Here is a 14,693-nt window from a genome sequence, read left to right on the forward strand (position 1 = left end):
TCGGGATCGGGCCGGTTCGCCGGAGGGCGGCGAACCGGGCGGTGGCCGGCGCGGGGCGCGGCCGGGGATGTCGGACGGATCTGCGGGGCACCGGGCGGCAACGGCCCGGGCGGGGGTCAGACGCGGGTGAAGGCGACCACGGCGTTCTGGCCGCCGAAGCCGAAGGAGTGGGTCATCGCCGCCTGCAGCGGCAGCTCGCGCGGGCGCCCGGCGACCACGTCGATGTCCAGTTCCTTGTCGAGTTCGTCCAGGTTGGCGGTCGGCGGCACCAGGCCCTGCTCCAGCGCGAGCACGGTGTGCACGGCCTCCAGCGCCCCGGCCGCGCCGAGCGCGTGGCCGAGCACGCCCTTGGTCGAGGTGACCGCCGGACCCGACTCGTAGAGCCGGGAGATCAGCCGGCCCTCGGTCAGGTCGTTCAGCGGGGTCGACGAGCCGTGCGCGTTGACGTGCTGGATGTCGCCGGTGGTGAGGTCGGCGTCGGCCAGCGCCATCCGGATCGCCCGCTCCGCGCCGGTCCCGGCGGGGTCCGGCGCGGACAGGTGGAAGCCGTCGGCCGAGGCGCCGTAGCCGGCCACCAGCGCCCGGGCCCGGCCGCCGCGGGCCACGCAGTCGGCGGCCCGCTCCAGCACCAGCACGGCCGCGCCCTCGGCGGGCACCATGCCGTCCCGGGCCGCGTCGAAGGGGCGGCAGGCCCGCTCGGGGGCGTCCAGCCGGGTGGACATCGCGCCCATCTGGTAGAGGCTGCCGAGCGACATCCGGGTCAGCGGGGCCTCGGCGCCGCCGACCAGCACGATGTCGCACATGTCCGCGCGCAGCAGCTGGCGGCCGGTGCCGATCGCGGTGGGCCCGGCCGCGCAGGCCGTGGTCACCACCATGTTGGGCCCGAACGAGCCGAGCACCATGGCCAGGTAGCCGGCCAGCAGGCCCATCGGCGCGCTGATGCCGAACAGCGGGGAGATCCACTCGGGACCGTCCTCGGCGTAGCGGAAGTACTCCTCCTCGTAGGAGGTGGCGCCGCCGGAGGAGGTGCCCATCACGATCCCGACCCGGGCGCCGTCCCAGAGCCGGGGGTCCAAGCCGGCGTCGGCCACCGCCTCACGGGCCGCCAGCACCCCGAGCTGGGTGGTGCGGTCGGTGCGGCGCATCTCCTGCGCGCCGATCTCGGCCGCCAGGTCGACGGAGTCCGGCAGTCGGCAGGTCAGGTCGGACGGGACGTCGGCGAGCGCCGGGTCCCGCTGCGCGAGCGAGACCCCGGCCAGCACCGCCGCCCAGTTCCGGGCCACGCCGGCGCCGGCGGCCGATACGGCGCCCAGGCCGGTCACCACCACGTCGGCGAAGGCCAGCCGCTTGCTCGGGCGGGGGCGGTTCACGCGGCGCCGCCCGCGGCCGCGGCCAGCTTCTCGGTGGTCAGCTGCGCGATGTCGGCGACGGTGAAGTCCACCCGGAGCTCGCCGGCCACGAAGGCCACGCCGTAACGCTTCTTGATCGCCAGGCTGAGCTCGACGCCGCCCAGCGAGTCCAGGCCCAGGCTCTTCAGGGTGGCGTCCGGCGCCAGCTGCTCCTGCGGCACGCCGAACTTGTCGGCCAGCACCTCGAGGACGAACTGCTCGGGGGTGTCGGTGCGGTCACTCATGACGGATTCCTTCCGGCCGTGTGGACGGCGGTGGTGAGGGACGGGGTGGCTGATGCGTGGGGGACGGGGGTGCTCGCGGCGCCCGCCGGCCCTGGTTGGTCGAGCCAGGTGGTGAGCCGGTCGAGCGCACTGCCGGCGTCGCTGAACTCGATCGCGTGCCAGCCCGCGGCCCGGGCTCCGGCACAGTTCGCGGCCAGGTCGTCGACCAGGACGCAGTGCTCCGGCGGCCGCCCGGCGAGCGAGGCGGCCAGTTCGAAGATCCGGCGGTCCGGCTTGCGGCAGCCCACCTGGTGGGAGACCACCACCTGGTCGAAGAGCTCCTCGGCCGGCACCATCGCCCGCCAGTGTCGCTCCCAGCTGGGCACCATGTTGGAGAGCAGGCCGACGAAGACGCCGCGGGACCGCAGGCCGCGCAGGGCGGCCAGCCAGGGCTCGTTGACCGCGCGGTCGGCGAACCAGTGGCTGCCGAAGTCCCCGATCCGCACCGGCAGGCCGTGCTCCTCGGCGAGCACCTGCTCCAACTGGCGGGTCCACGTGGCCTCGTCGACCAGCGGGGTGTCGAGCGGCTCCATCGGATCGCTCACCCCGTAGCGCGCGGTGACCGTGCCGACCGCCCGGCGCAGCACCTCGGGGCGCACCCCGATCCGCTCGCCGAACGCCCGGGTGGACTCGGCGGCCGAGGGCGTCAGCACGCCGCCGAAGTCGCTCCAGACCGCGAGCCGGTGCGCCGGGTCGGTGGCGCCGGTCACGAGCCGGACCTCGCGACCAGGAGCCGGAACTCGGCCAGCGTCTCGCCGCCCTGCCGGAAGCCGACCGCGGCGCTCGCCGAGCCGTCCGCCTGCTGCTCGGCTCGGGCCCGCACCGAGATGTCGGCGTCCAGTTCGGCGAACCGGCTGAAGGTGGCCCGCAGGTCCAGCACGGTGTCCCAGCCGCCGCCCGGGTGCTCCAGGGCGAGCGCGAGCAGGGCCGCCTGCCCGGCGGCCTCGATCAGCGCCATCCCGGGGTAGTGGTCCAGCGGGTGGTCGAAGATGGTCGGGTGGTTGCCGGGCACGCCGAGCCGGGCCTCCAGCGCGTGGCCGATCCGGCGGGCGTCCACCAGCAGCACGTTGCGCGGGTCGCGGCGCCCGACCAGGGCGGGCGGCACCGGGACGCCCTCGGGCCGGACCGGGAGCGCGGAGGAGAGCGGCACCGCGCCGGTGCGCGGGCCCAGCCGCAGGAACTCGTACTCCTCGCGGGTCAGGTAGCGGCCCTCGCCGGTGATCCGGCCGGCGGGGGCGCCGTCGACCAGCAGTTCGAGGTCCGCCCACAGGGTGCGCAGGCGTCCGTCCCGCAGCTCGGTCCGGGTCTGCGCGGCCATGGTCAGTTCGGCCGGCCGGTCGCTCACCCGCAGCGCGTGGTCGCCGGTGAGCTGCACCGACATCTCGGACATCAGGAAGCTCCAGCCGAGCGGCACGTCGTACCGGGTGTGCGCGAGGTAGGTGCAGGCCTGCCGGGCGCACTCGGTCAGCAGGGTCGCCCCGTAGCCGGAGCGGTCGTCCGACGAGTCGAGGAAGTAGGAGTGGGACAGGGGGAGTTGGGCGCCGATCAGGGCGCGGTCCGGCCCGGCCTCGACCAGGTCCGTGATGAACACCTCGCTGACCGCGTAGCGGTGCACGAGGGCGCGGTCGACGGTCCGTCGGAAGGAGATGTCGCTCGTCATGGGCGGCACGGCGGCCTTTCTGCTGGGGGCCATGCTGGGGAGGGGGCGGGCGGAGCCGGATGGGTGCCGGGGCGGCTCCGCCCGGGGTACCGCGGGTGCGGTGAGCCGGTCCGCGGGTGCGGTGAGCCGGTCGTCAGCAGAGGTCGACGTGCACGGAGTCCACGGTCGGGGAGGTCTTCTGGTTGGTCACGGTGCCGGTCAGGCCCAGGTAGCGCCCGCTCAGGCCGAAGCCGGAGATCGTGGTCGGGGTGCCGCTGTTGGCGGCCACCGTGTCGATGGTGCCGGCCGACTCCACGCTGCCGTCGCCGAAGGTGAAGGTGGCGTCGTAGACCGCGATCAGGTGGCCGGTGCTCGGGTCGGCCCAGGCGATGGTCGCCGTGCCGTCCCGGGTGCCGATCACGGCGCCGTTGGCGTCCAGCACGTTGTCGTGGAAGGTCGCGTAGTCGCCGACGCTGGTACCGGCCGGCGGCAGGTCGTGGTAGTCGAACGTCACCTGCTGGGAGGTGAGTTGGTCCAGCGCCACACAGCCGGTGGAGGCGGTGGTGCCGGTGCTGCTGCCGTCGGCGTCGGCCGGGGCGGCCACCACCGCCGCGGCCAGGGCCAGGCCGAGGGCCGCCGTCACGCCGAGTGCACGCTTGCCCGGGAGAGTTCGCATCGTCGTCCTTCTCGTGAGGACCGTGCGCCGGGACCTGGTCGACGATCCCCGTCGGACAGGCCGGGGTCGCTCCGGCGGTTCCGGAGCGGCACGGACAGAAGCATCGTGGAGGGTCCGTCTTAAACCCGGCTTCTGGCCCACTTGCAGGCGTCTTCGCAGGTGAGCGGCTTGCCTGGTGGTGAACTACCTAGGATAAAACCGGGTCTGCCTACCGCTTCGCCCAGCTGCGATCGTCATCTGCGAGCGGGTCCGGCACTGCTGCCCAGGGCCGAACCCGACGATCTCGGCAGCACCCGATCCAGGAGATGACCCATGGCTTCAAGCACCCTGTCCGACACCCGCGTCGTCGTTGTCGGTGGCAGCTCCGGCATCGGCCGGGCGGTGGCCCGCCAGGCCGCCGAGGCCGGCGCCCGGGTCGTGGTCGGCTCGCGCTCCGAGGAGAAGCTCGCCGACACGGCCAAGGAGATCGCCGGCATCACCACCGGCGTCGTCGACGTCACCGACGAGGAGAGCGTGCGCGCCTTCTTCGCGGACCTCGACACCATCGACCACCTGGTGATCTGCCCAGGCGACATGGCGCCCGGCTCGGTCTACGAGGTGCCGCTGGAGGCGGTCCGCCGCTCGTTGGAGACCAAGATCATCGGCCAGCTGCTCTGCGTCCGGCACGCCGGCCGCAAGCTGGCGCCGACCGGCTCGATCGTGCTGCTCGCCGGCAGCGGGGGTTTCAAGCCCTACGCGGACCTGAGCGCCACGGCCGCCGCCAACACCGGCATCGGTGGCCTCGGGCGCTCGCTGGCCGTCGAGTTGGCGCCGGTCCGGGTCAACGTGGTGGTGGCCGGCCTGATCGACACCCCGCTGTGGGACTTCGTGCCGGCCGAGGCCAAGGCCGGCCTGTTCGCGCAGACCGCCGCCAACACCCCGCTCGGCCGGATCGGCACGCCGGACGACGTCGCGCAGAGCGTGCTGCAGCTGCTGGAGAACACCTTCACCACCGGCGCGCTGAGCTTCGTGGACGGCGGCAGCAGCCTCTGACGGCGGCGGCTACTGCCGCTGACCGCTTACCGCGGCCGGGGCGGCCTCACCGGCCCCGGCCGCCGCAGTCGGTCACGGCCGCTGCCGGGCGGCGGCCACCAACTCGCCGAACCGCTCGGTCACCCGGTCGTCCCCCAGCGGCTGGTAGGCGATCAGGGTGGCGTCGGCGTCGGCCAACCGCAGCTTGACGTAGCCGAGTTCGAGCGAGCCGAGGACCGGGTGCCGGAACCGGTGCGAGGACGGCCCGGCCGTCACCAGGTCCATCCGCTCCCACAGCGCGCGGAACTCCTCGCTCTCCGCGGCCAGTCGCTCGACCAGCTCGGCGTACTCCGGGCGGGCCAGCTGGTCGGCCGACTGCCCGCGGAACAGCGCCACGACCTGCTCGGCGGCCTGCGCCCAGTCCGGGTACAGGCCGCGGAAGCCGGCGTCGAAGGTGATCAGCAGGTTGTTGCGGCGGTCCGGCGCCAGCTCGGCGAAGCCCGGCAGCAGCGCGCAGTAGCCCGCGTTCCAGGCCAGCACGTCGAAGCGGTGGTTGGTGATGCAGGCCGGCAGCGGGTCCAACTGGTCCAGGAAGGCCAGGTACTGGGCGGAGATCTCCTCCCGCCCGGCCGGCCGGGACCCGGTCGGCGGCACCTCGCCGGCCAGCCGGAACAGGTGCTGCGTCTCGACGTCGTCCAGCTTGAGCACCTGGGCCAGGCTGCCCAGCACCTGGCGCGAGACCTTGATCCGGCGCCCCTGCTCCAGCCAGGTGTACCAGCTGGCACTGACCCCGGCCAGCGCCGCCAGCTCCTCGCGGCGCAGCCCCGGGGTGCGGCGCCGCCCGGTCGGGTAGGCCACCCCGGCCGCCTCGGGGCTGATCCTGGCCCGGCGGCTGCGCAGGAAGGCCGCGAGTTCCCGTCGTTGTTCGGTCGTCTCCATGACTCGCGCCCCCGTCCGCTGTCCCCCGGCTGAGCTGCACCGGGGTCGTGTTGAGTCCCCGCCAGGCTACCCGAAGCCGGGTGCCGGGCACCGGGTGCGCGGTGCGGCCGGGATCGCCGACCGGGGGTTGTGCCGCGCGGATCGCCGGTTATGCTGTGCCGCGCCTGGCTGACTAATCATCAGTTCGTCAACTGGGCCGCGTGCCACGGCGCGTACCGGAGCTGTGCGCACGGCAGAGCGCCGCAGACACCACAGACCACAGGGGGAACAGTCATGTCCGAGACAACCCGGCCCCGCGACCTCGCCGGCCGGACCGCGCTGGTGCTCGGCGGCAGCCGCAACCAGGGCGCGGCCTTCGCCGAGCTGCTCGCCGCCCGCGGCGCCACCGTGGTGATCAGCTACGCCAACGACGCCGCGGCCGCCGAGCAGACCGTCCAGGCGCTGCGCAAGCACGAGGTCACGGCGGAGGCGGTCCGCTCCGACGCGGCCGTCTCGGCCGAGGTCGAGGAGCTGTTCACCGGTGTGGTGGCCCGGCACGGCCGGCTGGACATCGTGGTGCACACCCCCGGGATGGTGCTGAAGAAGCCGATCGCCGAGACCACCGACGCGGACTTCGACCGCATGATCGACCTGAACACCCGCAGCGCCTTCCTCTCGCTGCGCGCCGCCGCCCGCCACCTGGCCGACAACGGCCGGTACGTGATCCTCTCCACCACCCTGACCTCGGTGATGACCGGCAGTTACGGCCTCTACTCGGGCAGCAAGGCGGCGGTGGAGCGGATGGTGCTGGCGGCGGCCAAGGAGCTCGGCGCCCGCGGGATCACGGTCAACGCGGTGGCGCCCGGCCCGATCGACGACTCCTTCTACCGGGCTGCCGAGACCCCGGAGTCCATGGCCGCGGCCGCCGACCACAGCCCGCGCGGCCGGCTCGGCCGACCGGAGGACATCGCGCCGGTGGTCGGCTGGCTGGTCGGCGAGGAGGCCGGCTGGGTCTCGGGGCAGACCGTGCGCGCCAACGGGGCGATGTTCTGACGGAGTCCGCTCCTCGGACGCCTGTTCGAGGCGGCGCGGCGGTGCCCTAGGCTACCCGCCATGTGCGCGGAGCCTGCGGTCGGATCATCAGAGGAGTCGGCGGTGACGAGTGGCTGACTGGGACGTGATCTCGGCGCTGGCCACCGCCGGCGGCACCCTGGTGCTGGCCGGCGCCTCGTTCGCCTCGATCCGCTCGGCCGACCGCGCCGCGCAGTCGGCCGAGCGGGCGGTGCTGGCCTCGCTGCGGCCACTGCTGATCAACTCGCGGCAGGAGGCGCCGCACCAGAAGCTGATCTGGCAGGACGGCCACCGGGCCCACCTCGCCGGCAGCGCGGGCTACCTCGGCCACAGTGAGGGCAACCTCTACCTCGCCGCCTCGATCCGCAACGTCGGCCCGGGCCTCGCCGTGATCCACGGCTGGCGGTTCACCCCGGTGCACACCTACCGGGACCCCACCCACCCCGACCCGGCCGACTTCCGCCGGCACGCCCGCGACCTCTACGTGGCCCCCGGCGACACCAGCTTCTGGATGGCCGCGCTGCGCGACGCCGAGGACCCCGACCACCTCGCACTGCTGGAGCCGATCAAGAACGGGGAGCGGATCAACATCGACCTGCTCTACGGCGACGCCGAGGGCGGGCAGCGGACCATCAGCCGGTTCGCGCTGATCCGCACGGGGAGTGCGGAGGAGTACCGGTGGGTCAGCCAGGTGGTCCGGCACTGGAACCTGGACCGGCCAGATCCGCGCTGACCGGATCGTTCCGGAAGCGGGCCTGATCGGGCCTTCGGCCGGCGGCGCCGAGCCGCCAGGATGATGTGCATGGCAACCACCGAGCACCGCAGCGCACTGATCGTCATCGATGTCCAGGAGTCCTTCCGGCAGCTGCCGAACTGGCCGGCCGTCTCCGAGCCGGAGATCGTCGGCCAGGTGAACCGCCTGGTCACCGTCGCCCGCGCCAAGGGCGACCTGGTGGTCTGGATCCTGCACGCCGAACCCGGCAGCGACACGCCGTTCGACCCCGCCTCCGGCCACGTCCGGCCGATCGACGGCCTCGACCCGCAGCCCGGCGAGCCGGTCCTGACCAAGACCTCGCACAACGCCTTCACCACCACCAACCTGGAGCAGCTGCTCATCCGGCATGGGGTGCGGGAGCTGGTGGTCTGCGGCATCCGCACCGAGCAGTGCTGCGAGACCACCACCCGGGTCGGCTCCGACCTCGGCTACCCGGTGGTCTTCGTCATCGACGCGACCGCCACCCACCCGATCGAGTACCGCGACGCCCCCGCCGGCCGGCCGCTCGCCGAGGTCCTCGCCGACCCCCGGACGCTGGGCACCGCGGAGATCATCGCCCGCACCGAGTACGCGCTGGCCGGCCGCTTCGCCCGGATCGCCACCGTGGCGGAGCTGGAGAAGGAAGCCGTGGCCGGCTGACCGGATCGTGCGGTCGACGGGCGTGGGCGTGGGCGGGGGGTTCCCCGGGGTCCCAGTGGGTCTCGGTGGATCTCAGTGGGTCGCGTGGGTCAGCACCCCGACCATCTCCAGGATCGCCCGCCCCCACGGCGTCCCCGCGATCAGCACGCCGAGCACGATGCCGCTGAGCACCGTCAGTTGCTCGTCGGCCCGGCTGCGCGCCTCGGTGCGGCGGCGCAGCCGGACCAGGATGATCGCCGCGAGGAACACCGACGCGCTGACGGAAATCATGGCCCACCCCTGGTCGACAGTCGGTCCGGCGTCAGGCCGTGGCCGGGGAGCCCGCGACCGGCGCGCCGCGCCCACCGCCTGCCGGGGGACGCAACCAGTCCAGGGTGGGCCGCCGCGGCCCGGCGCGCAGCGGCTCTCCGCCAGCTTGGCCGGAACCCGGTCGACCACTGTCCGAACCGCTCCGACCTGCTGGAGCAGGGCCGGAACCGGGCCGGAACCAGGCCGGAACCGGGCTGGAATACCTCCCGTGGGCCCGCTCGGGCCGGTGCTCGTGCCCGGTGCACGTGGCGATCCCGGTCGGAGCGCGGGTCCGGTGGGCGCGGTGGCTGCCGGCTGAGGGGTGGTCAGTACGCTGACCGCCATGTTCGAACGGATATCCGCGCGTCCCCCGGTCCGCTCGCTTCTCCGGGCGCTGCCGGCCCGCGGGCCGCAACGGGCCATGGTGCTGTCGAGTTTCGTCAACCGGGTCGGCAACGGGCTCTTCAACACCGCCTCGGTGCTCTACTTCACCCGGGTCGTGCACCTGCCGGCCGGGCGGCTCGGGCTGGGGCTGACCGTCGCCGGGCTGATCGGCCTGGTCGCCGGGGTGCCGGCCGGCGCGCTGGCCGACCGGCGCGGCCCGCGCGCGGTGGTGCTGCTGACCCTGGCCGCGCAGACCACGAGCATGCTGGCCTTCCTCTTCGTCCGCAACACGGTGGAGTTCACCGCGGTCGCCACCCTCGACCTGCTCGCGCTCTCCGCCAACAACGCCGCCCGCGGTGCGCTGATCGTCCGGGTCGGCGGCGAGCGGCCGGCGGCGTTCCGGGCCCGGCTGCGCACCTTCACCAACCTCGGCGTGGTTCTCGGCACCTTCGGCGCGGCAACCGCCGTGGAACTCGACACCCGGGCCGCCTACACCGCGCTGATCCTGCTGAACGCCGCCAGCTACGTCGGCTGCGGCCTGCTGCTGCTCCGGGTGCCGGCCTACCCGGCGGTGCCCGCACCGACCCGCACCGGCCGCTGGGTGGCGCTGCGCGACCGGCCGTTCGCGCTGGTCGCCGCGCTGGACGGCGCGATGGGGTTGCAGTACCAGGTGGCCGCGCTGCTGCTGCCGATCTGGCTGGCCCAGCACACCGCGGCGCCGCGCTGGACGGTCGCGGCCGTCTCCGCGCTCAACTCGGCCTGCTGCGTGCTCTTCCAGATCCCGATCGGCTCCCGGGTGAACTCACCGGGCGAGGGCGGGCAGGCGATGCGCCGGGCCGGCCTGCTCTTCCTGGTCAGCTGCCCGCTGATGGCGCTGACCGCCGACCTGCCGCCCTGGGCGGCGGTGGCGCTGGTGCTGCCGGCCATGGTGGCGCACAGTCTGGGGGAGGTGTGCCAGTCCTCGGCCAGCTTCGCGCTCGGCTTCGGGCTGGCCCCCGACCACGCGCAGGGTCAGTACCAGGGACTGCTCGGCCTCGGCTTCGACACCGGGCAGGCGGTCGCGCCGGCCCTGCTCACCTCGGTCTGCCTGGGCCTGGGCCAGCGCGGCTGGCTGCTGCTCGGCGCCTTCTTCGCCCTGCTCGGCCTGCTGGCCCCGCCGCTGGCCGGCTGGGCGGAGCGCACCCGGCCGCAGCAGGCGCCGGTCCCGGCCTGATCCCCGTCCCGCCACGTCGTACGGTGCTGCCATGCCCAAGGTCGTCTTCCTGCTCGCTCCGGACGTGCACCTGCTGGACCTCGCCGGCCCGGCGCAGGTCTTCTTCTCGGCGGGCGAGTTCGGCCACCCGTACGAGATCCACTACGTCGCCGAGACGGACAGCGTGCGCTCCGCGCAGGGCCTCGTGCTGCGAGCGGAGCCGGACTGGCCCGCGCTGACCGCGGCGGACCTGGTGGTGGTCCCGGGCTGGCAGTCGCCGCTGCGCACGCCCGGTCCGCTGCGCCCGCAGACCCTGGCCCGGCTGACCGACCACCACACCCGGGGCGGCACGGTGGCCAGCATCTGCGGCGGTGCGGACGCGCTCGGCCGGGCCGGGCTGCTGGACGGGCGGCGCTGCACCACCCACCACGAGGTGCAGGAGCAGTTGGCCCGCCGCTACCCGCGGGCCCAGGTGGTGCGCGACGTGCTCTACGTGGTGGACGGGCGGGTGGTCACCTCGGCCGGCATCGCCAGCGGCATCGACCTGGCGCTGCACCTGGTCGCGGTCCGGCACGGGCCCGCCGAGGCCGCCCGGGTGGCCCGCGCCATGGTGGTCTACGTCCGGCGCAACGGCGACGAGCAGCAGGCCAGCGCGCTGCTCCGGCACCGGGGGCACGTGGTCGAGGCGGTGCACCGGGCCCAGGACCTGATCGACGCGCGCTTCACCGACCGGCTGGCGCTCGGCGAGCTGGCCGCCGCGGTCGGGGTCAGCGAGCGCACCCTGACCCGCCGGTTCACCGCCGCCACCGGGCTGACCCCGCTGCGCTACCAGCAGGAGCTGCGGCTGGAGCGCGCCGAACACCTGCTGGCCGGCGGGACCACCGGCGAGGCGGCCGCCCGCGCGGTGGGCTTCCAGGACGCCCGGATGCTGCGCCGGCTGCGGGCTCGCGAGGCGGCGGCAGCGGTCGGCTGACGGCGGGCGGCTGACGCCGGTCGGTTGCTCCCACGGTGGTCAGGTCAGCGCGGCCCGCACGGCGGTCAGGCCAGTGCTGCCTTGACGGCTCGTCGGGCCGGCTCGCTCAACAGCGGGTCGAAGGAGGTGAAGAGCCGCCTCAGCGCCGCTCCCCAGCGCCCCCGCAGCTCCGCGCTGTGGGCGAGCACGTCGAGTTCGTTGGCGACCGTCAACTCGGCGAGGTCCTGCCGCTGCTGCCGGGTCGGCACGGATTCGACCCCGGTGAACCGGTCGCGGTACCGGCCGGTGGGGGAGGGCAGTCCGGGGTAGCCGACCGTGCGGTCGCAGGCGCCGTACGCGTAGACCAGCCGCTCGGCCGCCGGGCCGATCACCGTGGCCAGCTCGGCCCGCCGATCGAGGGTCAGCAACTGCTCGGCGAAGCCGTCGGTGCCGTAGCAGGCGTGGCAGAGCCCGGCCAGTTGCAGTTCGGGGCGGGCGCCCCAGGCGGCCAACCGGTCGCGGACCCGCACCAGGTGGGCGAGCAGCGTGCCGCCGGGGTGCGTCAGCTGCGCCGCGCCCAGCGAGCGCAGCAGCGCCACCGCGCCGGCGGTCGGGTCCGCTTCGCTCCCGGTCATCTCCGCCGCCTCCCGACGCTGTGCCGCGTGCCGTGGCGGTGGGCCGCCGGCGGCCGTTGACGACCCGTCGGTGCCTGCCCGCCCGCGGTCGTCGTCCGGGCCCGGATCGCCGCCGCTGTCCCGGCTGTGGCGGACAGGTCACCGTCCGGGTCGGACACGATCGTTCCGCGGGCGGAGATCCAAGTCAATCCTCGGGTTTCCTTCCAGACTCCCAAGCCAGAGCTATGGCCCACCGATTCGCCACTGCGCTACCGTGCTGCCCGTGACCCTCGACGATCTCCGCGTCTTCGTCGCCGCCTGCGAGAGCGGCAACCTCAGCGCCGTGGCGCGCGAGTTGTCGCGCACCCAGTCGGCGGTCAGCCAGCACGTCCGCCGGCTGGAGACCGAGCTGGGCCTGCCGCTGCTGGAGCGCCGCCCGCGCGGGGTGGCGCCCACCCAGGCCGGCCGGATCCTGCACCGCGCGGCCGTCCAGGGCCTGGGCCAGCTCGACCTGGCGCTGCGCCAGCTGCGCGACCTGCGCACCGGTGACCGCGGCACGGTGCGGATCACCACCGGCGCCACCACGATGCGGCACTTCATGACCGGCGCCGTGGTCCGCTTCCGGCGCGAACACCCGGACGTCAACCTGGAGTTCCGCACCGAGTCGTCCAGCCGCAGCTGCTTCGACGCGCTCGCGGCGGGCGAGGCCGACCTGGCCTGGGTCACCATCGGCGCCGCGGTGCGCGGGATCGAGCAGCGCCCGGTGATCGAGCTGCCCTGGGTGCTCGCGGTGCACGCGGCGGACCCGCTGGCCGAGCGGACCCTGATCGAGCCGGCCGACCTGTCCGCGATCCACCCGATCCGGCTGCCCGGGAACTCGATCGCCCGGGCCCGGCTGGACGGCGAACTCGGCTACCTCCAGGGGCCCACCACCAGCGTGGCGGACTGGGACAGCGCCGTCCTGCTGGCCGAACTGGGCCTGGGCCACGCCGTCGTGCCGGCCCTCCCCGGCTGGCGGGCGGCCGACCTGCCGGCCCTGCGGCTGATCCCGATCCCCGCCCTGCCGCCGCTCCCGGTCGGTTGGGCGGTGCGCCAGTGGGACGCGCTGAGCCCGCTCGCCCGGGAGTTCGCGGACTCCGTCAGCAGCCACGCGGAGGCCTGACCAGGGAGGCTGCTGCCGCCGGCGTCGGTCAGGCGGCGTTGGTCAGGCAGCGTCGGTCAGGCCGTGGCCAGCCAGTCGCGGTAGCGGGTGGCCGCGATCCGGGCGCCGGGCCCCGCGAGCAGGGCGCCGTCGGGGGTGCGGGCGAACGGGCCGGCGGTGGGGTCGGTGCTGACCGTGCGGTCGGCGCCGCGGGCGGCGAGGGCGAGCCGGCCGAGCTCGTCCAGCGGCAGCACCTGGGGGCCGGCGAGGTCGAGGGTGCCGTTCAACGGGGCGCCGGTGGCGAGTTCGGCGACGGCGCGGGCGACGTCGTCCGCGGCGACGGGCTGCAGCGGGGTGGCCGGGAGCCGGACGGTGCCGCCCTCGGTGGTCCAGGCCATGATCTCCTCGACGAACTCGAAGAACTGGGTGGCGCGCAGCACCGAGTACGGGACCGGCCCGGCCCGGAACAGCTCCTCCTGGCGCACCTTGGCCCGGTAGTAGTCGCTGCCGGGCACCAGGTCCACGCCCACGATGGAGAGCAGCACGGCGTGGCCCACGCCGGCCCGCCCGGCGGCTGCGAGCAGGTTGCCGGTGGCGGTCTCGAAGAACCGTGCCGCAGCTTCGTCGACGGTCGGTGACTGGGTCAGGTCGACCACCGCCTCGGCGTCCGCCAGCGCCTCGGCCAGGCCCGCGCCGGTCAGCAGGTCCACGCCGGTGGACCTGCTGCACGAGCGCACCTGGTGGCCGTCCGCCGCGAGCAGGGGCACCACCCGCGCGCCGATCCGTCCCGTTCCGCCGATCACCGAGATCCTCATGGCTTGCCCTCCCGCAAACTCGGACATCTTCTGTCCGGGATCATACTCAGACATCATGTATCCGAGTAAAGGAGGGTCCGGGACCCGGTGCCGGGTTAGGGTGAGCCGGTGAAGATGTCAGCCGGGGTGGAGTGGGCGCTGCACTGCTGCGTGGTGCTGACCGCCAGCAGCGAGCCGGTCCCCGCGGCCCGGCTGGCCGCCCTGCACGAGCTCTCCGGCAGCTACCTCGCCAAGCAGCTCCAGGCGCTCTCCCGGGCCGGCCTGATCCACGCCGTCCAGGGCAAGTCCGGCGGCTATGCACTGACCCGCGACCCCGCCTCGATCACCGTGCTGGACGTGGTCGAGGCCGTCGAGGGCCCCGGCCCGGCCTTCGTCTGCACCGAGATCCGCCAACGCGGCCCGGTCGCGGCCCCGCCCGCCGCCTGCACCACCCCGTGCGCGATCGCCCGCACCATGGCAGCCGCCGAAGCAGCCTGGCGCCAGGCCCTCGTAGCAGTCACCGTCGCGGACCTGGCAGCCCAGGTGGACGCCGAACACGGGCCCCGCGTACTGGCCGGCATCCGGGGTTGGCTGAGCGGGGAAGGGACGCCGTGATCGGCTGAGCCGTTCGGGGGAACCGGGGGTCGGGATGCCGCCGGGGGAGTGAATCGGGGCTTCGGTGGTTTGGTGCGTGTCCGGTCGATCGGACACGATCGCTGCAGTTGCCGCAACCGCGGGCAGCTGGACCGGGTGGAGTGGCCGAGAGGCGAGGCAGCGGCTCGCAACGCCGTGCACATAGGTTCGACTCCTATCTCCACCTCCGCCGTCGCCGCCGCGCCGGCCGCCCCCCCCCCCCCCGAGACAGGAGAGGGAAGAGGGGGGAGACACCCCCCCACCCACCGGTTGTTCCCCCCTTTTCCAGCACCA

General features: G+C 74.4%; 17 protein-coding genes and 1 tRNA gene. 9 read left to right on the forward strand and 9 right to left on the reverse strand.

Features of this window, described 5'->3' with window-relative positions:
• Positions 1 to 116: 116 nt before the first annotated feature.
• The 5 genes from ACQRUO_RS16645 to ACQRUO_RS16665 form a co-directional block, all read right to left on the reverse strand.
• Positions 117 to 1,370, reverse strand: a complete 1,254-nt coding sequence (locus ACQRUO_RS16645) for a beta-ketoacyl-[acyl-carrier-protein] synthase family protein (protein WP_428316701.1) — start codon at positions 1,368 to 1,370, stop codon at positions 117 to 119.
• Positions 1,367 to 1,633: an acyl carrier protein gene (locus ACQRUO_RS16650; RefSeq protein WP_428316702.1), complete on the reverse strand. Its 267-nt coding sequence runs from the start codon at positions 1,631 to 1,633 to the stop codon at positions 1,367 to 1,369. Before ACQRUO_RS16650 ends, ACQRUO_RS16645 begins: the two co-directional genes overlap by 4 nt.
• Positions 1,630 to 2,382 (reverse strand): HAD-IA family hydrolase, encoded by a 753-nt coding sequence (locus tag ACQRUO_RS16655; RefSeq protein WP_428316703.1) that lies wholly within the window; start codon positions 2,380 to 2,382, stop codon positions 1,630 to 1,632. The genes ACQRUO_RS16650 and ACQRUO_RS16655 overlap by 4 nt, the downstream gene beginning before the upstream one ends.
• Positions 2,379 to 3,365: a ScbA/BarX family gamma-butyrolactone biosynthesis protein gene (locus ACQRUO_RS16660; RefSeq protein ID WP_428316704.1), complete on the reverse strand. Its 987-nt coding sequence runs from the start codon at positions 3,363 to 3,365 to the stop codon at positions 2,379 to 2,381. The genes ACQRUO_RS16655 and ACQRUO_RS16660 overlap by 4 nt, the downstream gene beginning before the upstream one ends.
• Before the next feature lie 100 nt (positions 3,366 to 3,465).
• Positions 3,466 to 3,987, reverse strand: coding sequence for an allene oxide cyclase barrel-like domain-containing protein (locus tag ACQRUO_RS16665; protein ID WP_428316705.1), 522 nt, complete (start codon positions 3,985 to 3,987; stop codon positions 3,466 to 3,468).
• Between the two features lie 312 nt (positions 3,988 to 4,299).
• Between ACQRUO_RS16665 and ACQRUO_RS16670 the strand changes: the two genes are divergently transcribed.
• Positions 4,300 to 5,019: an SDR family oxidoreductase gene (locus ACQRUO_RS16670; RefSeq protein ID WP_428316706.1), complete on the forward strand. Its 720-nt coding sequence runs from the start codon at positions 4,300 to 4,302 to the stop codon at positions 5,017 to 5,019.
• A gap of 72 nt (positions 5,020 to 5,091) precedes the next feature.
• Here the strand turns inward: ACQRUO_RS16670 and ACQRUO_RS16675 are convergent, their stop codons facing one another.
• Positions 5,092 to 5,937: a helix-turn-helix transcriptional regulator gene (locus tag ACQRUO_RS16675; RefSeq protein ID WP_428316707.1), complete on the reverse strand. Its 846-nt coding sequence runs from the start codon at positions 5,935 to 5,937 to the stop codon at positions 5,092 to 5,094.
• 273 nt (positions 5,938 to 6,210) lie between these two features.
• Between ACQRUO_RS16675 and ACQRUO_RS16680 the strand changes: the two genes are divergently transcribed.
• From ACQRUO_RS16680 to ACQRUO_RS16690, 3 genes are all read left to right on the forward strand, one after another.
• Entirely contained in the window at positions 6,211 to 6,969 is a 759-nt protein-coding gene (locus tag ACQRUO_RS16680) for an SDR family oxidoreductase (RefSeq protein WP_428316708.1), read from the forward strand.
• Positions 6,970 to 7,078: 109 nt separating this feature from the next.
• A complete protein-coding gene (locus tag ACQRUO_RS16685; RefSeq protein ID WP_428316709.1) occupies positions 7,079 to 7,720 on the forward strand; it encodes a hypothetical protein in 642 nt (213 codons plus the stop codon).
• Positions 7,721 to 7,789: 69 nt separating this feature from the next.
• Positions 7,790 to 8,401 carry a cysteine hydrolase family protein gene (locus ACQRUO_RS16690; RefSeq protein ID WP_428316710.1) on the forward strand — a complete coding sequence of 204 codons (612 nt, stop codon included), beginning with the start codon at positions 7,790 to 7,792 and terminating at the stop codon, positions 8,399 to 8,401.
• A gap of 72 nt (positions 8,402 to 8,473) precedes the next feature.
• Here the strand turns inward: ACQRUO_RS16690 and ACQRUO_RS16695 are convergent, their stop codons facing one another.
• Positions 8,474 to 8,671 (reverse strand): hypothetical protein, encoded by a 198-nt coding sequence (locus tag ACQRUO_RS16695; RefSeq protein ID WP_428316711.1) that lies wholly within the window; start codon positions 8,669 to 8,671, stop codon positions 8,474 to 8,476.
• A gap of 361 nt (positions 8,672 to 9,032) precedes the next feature.
• Here ACQRUO_RS16695 and ACQRUO_RS16700 point away from each other — a divergent pair, with 361 nt between their 5' ends.
• Both ACQRUO_RS16700 and ACQRUO_RS16705 read left to right on the forward strand, forming a co-directional pair.
• Entirely contained in the window at positions 9,033 to 10,286 is a 1,254-nt protein-coding gene (locus ACQRUO_RS16700) for an MFS transporter (RefSeq protein ID WP_428316712.1), read from the forward strand.
• 31 nt (positions 10,287 to 10,317) lie between these two features.
• Positions 10,318 to 11,238: a GlxA family transcriptional regulator gene (locus ACQRUO_RS16705; RefSeq protein WP_428316713.1), complete on the forward strand. Its 921-nt coding sequence runs from the start codon at positions 10,318 to 10,320 to the stop codon at positions 11,236 to 11,238.
• A 65-nt stretch (positions 11,239 to 11,303) separates the two neighbouring features.
• Here ACQRUO_RS16705 and ACQRUO_RS16710 read toward each other — a convergent pair whose 3' ends face one another.
• Entirely contained in the window at positions 11,304 to 11,852 is a 549-nt protein-coding gene (locus ACQRUO_RS16710; protein WP_428316714.1) for a DUF6817 domain-containing protein, read from the reverse strand.
• 262 nt (positions 11,853 to 12,114) lie between these two features.
• On the opposite strand from ACQRUO_RS16710, the gene ACQRUO_RS16715 reads away from it, so the two are divergent.
• The gene (locus ACQRUO_RS16715; RefSeq protein WP_428316715.1) at positions 12,115 to 12,993 is read left to right on the forward strand and encodes a LysR family transcriptional regulator; all 879 of its coding nucleotides are present in this window, start codon (positions 12,115 to 12,117) and stop codon (positions 12,991 to 12,993) included.
• A 56-nt stretch (positions 12,994 to 13,049) separates the two neighbouring features.
• Here ACQRUO_RS16715 and ACQRUO_RS16720 read toward each other — a convergent pair whose 3' ends face one another.
• Positions 13,050 to 13,787 (reverse strand): SDR family oxidoreductase, encoded by a 738-nt coding sequence (locus ACQRUO_RS16720; RefSeq protein WP_428316716.1) that lies wholly within the window; start codon positions 13,785 to 13,787, stop codon positions 13,050 to 13,052.
• A gap of 114 nt (positions 13,788 to 13,901) precedes the next feature.
• On the opposite strand from ACQRUO_RS16720, the gene ACQRUO_RS16725 reads away from it, so the two are divergent.
• Together ACQRUO_RS16725 and ACQRUO_RS16730 are read left to right on the forward strand one after the other, a co-directional pair.
• A complete protein-coding gene (locus ACQRUO_RS16725) occupies positions 13,902 to 14,381 on the forward strand; it encodes an RrF2 family transcriptional regulator (RefSeq protein WP_428316729.1) in 480 nt (159 codons plus the stop codon).
• A 134-nt stretch (positions 14,382 to 14,515) separates the two neighbouring features.
• A tRNA-Cys gene (locus ACQRUO_RS16730) sits at positions 14,516 to 14,586 on the forward strand.
• Positions 14,587 to 14,693 lie beyond the last annotated feature (107 nt).

This window comes from Kitasatospora sp. LaBMicrA B282 (assembly GCF_050325825.1).
Classification (GTDB): domain Bacteria; phylum Actinomycetota; class Actinomycetes; order Streptomycetales; family Streptomycetaceae; genus Kitasatospora.

Bases quoted from the DNA above. Each gene is read 5' to 3' on its own strand.
- ACQRUO_RS16705 (WP_428316713.1), top strand. From the start codon at position 10,318: ATGCCCAAGGTCGTCTTCCTGCTCGCTCCGGACGTGCACCTGCTGGAC.
- ACQRUO_RS16725 (WP_428316729.1), top strand. From the start codon at position 13,902: ATGTCAGCCGGGGTGGAGTGGGCGCTGCACTGCTGCGTGGTGCTGACC.
- ACQRUO_RS16680 (WP_428316708.1), top strand. From the start codon at position 6,211: ATGTCCGAGACAACCCGGCCCCGCGACCTCGCCGGCCGGACCGCGCTG.
- ACQRUO_RS16700 (WP_428316712.1), top strand. From the start codon at position 9,033: ATGTTCGAACGGATATCCGCGCGTCCCCCGGTCCGCTCGCTTCTCCGG.
- ACQRUO_RS16675 (WP_428316707.1), bottom strand. From the start codon at position 5,937: ATGGAGACGACCGAACAACGACGGGAACTCGCGGCCTTCCTGCGCAGC.
- ACQRUO_RS16665 (WP_428316705.1), bottom strand. From the start codon at position 3,987: ATGCGAACTCTCCCGGGCAAGCGTGCACTCGGCGTGACGGCGGCCCTC.
- ACQRUO_RS16690 (WP_428316710.1), top strand. From the start codon at position 7,790: ATGGCAACCACCGAGCACCGCAGCGCACTGATCGTCATCGATGTCCAG.
- ACQRUO_RS16695 (WP_428316711.1), bottom strand. From the start codon at position 8,671: ATGATTTCCGTCAGCGCGTCGGTGTTCCTCGCGGCGATCATCCTGGTC.
- ACQRUO_RS16650 (WP_428316702.1), bottom strand. From the start codon at position 1,633: ATGAGTGACCGCACCGACACCCCCGAGCAGTTCGTCCTCGAGGTGCTG.
- ACQRUO_RS16720 (WP_428316716.1), bottom strand. From the start codon at position 13,787: ATGAGGATCTCGGTGATCGGCGGAACGGGACGGATCGGCGCGCGGGTG.
- ACQRUO_RS16670 (WP_428316706.1), top strand. From the start codon at position 4,300: ATGGCTTCAAGCACCCTGTCCGACACCCGCGTCGTCGTTGTCGGTGGC.
- ACQRUO_RS16710 (WP_428316714.1), bottom strand. From the start codon at position 11,852: ATGACCGGGAGCGAAGCGGACCCGACCGCCGGCGCGGTGGCGCTGCTG.
- ACQRUO_RS16660 (WP_428316704.1), bottom strand. From the start codon at position 3,365: ATGGCCCCCAGCAGAAAGGCCGCCGTGCCGCCCATGACGAGCGACATC.